Annotated in this window: 1 protein-coding gene; it reads left to right on the top strand. The window is 64.7% G+C overall.

The annotated features are described in order from the left end of the window. Nucleotides 1-1,025: Tn3 family transposase (locus tag C5F48_RS23635; protein ID WP_146170753.1), on the top strand; the 1,025-nt coding region annotated here is incomplete at its 5' end. Between the last annotated feature and the right edge of the window lie 557 nt (nucleotides 1,026-1,582).

Genomic DNA, 1,582 nt, shown 5'->3' with positions numbered 1-1,582 from the left:
CCCACGATTACTTCCAGCTCTCGCGCCTGTCGCGATGGCATGTCGAAAGTGAGGCCATGTCCCGAGCGCTGGCAAAGGTGATCGAGGCACAGTCCGCGCTGCCTATGGCCCGGTTCTGGGGTGCCGGGCAGACAGCCTCAAGCGATGGGCAGTTTTTCCCTACGGCACGCCATGGCGAGGCGATGAACCTGATCAACGCCAAATACGGCCAGGAACCCGGACTGAAGGCCTACACCCATGTCTCCGACCAGTTCGGCCCCTTCGCCACCCAGACCATCCCGGCCACGGTGAACGAGGCGCCCTACATCCTTGACGGCCTGCTGATGACCGATGCAGGCCAGAAGATCCGCGAGCAATACGCCGACACCGGCGGCTTCACGGACCATGTCTTCGCTGTCACCGCCCTGCTGGGGTTCCAGTTCATCCCGCGTATCCGCGACCTGCCATCAAAGCGCCTTTACCTCTTCGATCCGGCGGCCTGCCCCAGGGAACTGAAGGGGCTGATCGGGGGCAAGATCAGGGAGCCCCTCATCGCGGCGAACTGGCCCGATATCCTGCGCAGCGCGGCGACCATGGCGACAGGGATCATGCCCCCGAGCCAGTTGTTGCGCAAGTTCGCAGCCTACCCCCGACAGCACGAACTGGCGGTGGCCTTGCGTGAAATCGGACGGGTCGAAAGGACGCTCTTCATCGTTGAATGGCTGCTTGACGCCGACATGCAGCGCCGCGCCCAGATCGGCCTGAACAAGGGCGAGGCCCATCACGCCCTGAAAAACGCCCTGCGCATCGGCCGCCAGGGTGAAATCCGCGACCGGACCACCGAAGGGCAGCACTTCCGCATGGCCGGGCTCAACCTGCTCGCCGCGATCATCATCTATTGGAACACCAAGCATCTCGGGCATGCGATCACCAGCCGCCGCCGCGCCGCTCTGGATTGCTCACCCGACCTTCTAGCCCACATCTCGCCGCTCGGATGGGCCCACATCCTGCTCACTGGCGAGTACAGGTGGCCGAAAAGGGCTTAGCGTAGGATTTAGCACCGTCCGGCATCAGACCCCAGAGCTGCAGCGCGAACCGCGCAGCAAGACCCGCGAGGGCTCCAGATCGAGGATGAAGGGGCGCAACGCCGCCGGAGACTGCGGAACGGACGGCAGGCGAACTTGGCCGGTGGCGTCGACGGGGAAGCGGCGGCATGGAGCAGGACCAAGGGCGGATTTGGCTGGCCTTGCCAGCGCCGCACGATCCTCGGGGCATCCTCGCGCGCGACAGAAAGCGCGGCCCGGCAGCGCCGCCCCTTGATTAGTGGGCACATAAAAGCGGGTTTTCTGATCGGCCGCCGTTCGGACGGTCCCGAAGAAGGCCGCAGAATGCGTTCTGGAACAGCGGCCTGCCCGGCGCGAGAGCATAAAAAATGCCCCGAGCACGGCGCTCGGGGCAAAAGTCAGATAAACATCAATTGACGCCACCATAGTGCTGCACCCTGCGCGTGGCAAGATCGCCGATCTTGGCCGTTCGGATGGGAAGGGCATTCACGCGCGCGACAGAAAGAGCGGCCCCGCAGGGGCCGCCTCTTGTCCGTGGC

It is taken from the genome of Cereibacter changlensis JA139 (genome assembly GCF_003034985.1).
Lineage (GTDB): Bacteria > Pseudomonadota > Alphaproteobacteria > Rhodobacterales > Rhodobacteraceae > Cereibacter > Cereibacter changlensis.
The sequence above is the reverse complement of the archived record's forward strand: the minus strand, read 5'-3'. Positions and strand labels throughout refer to the sequence as shown.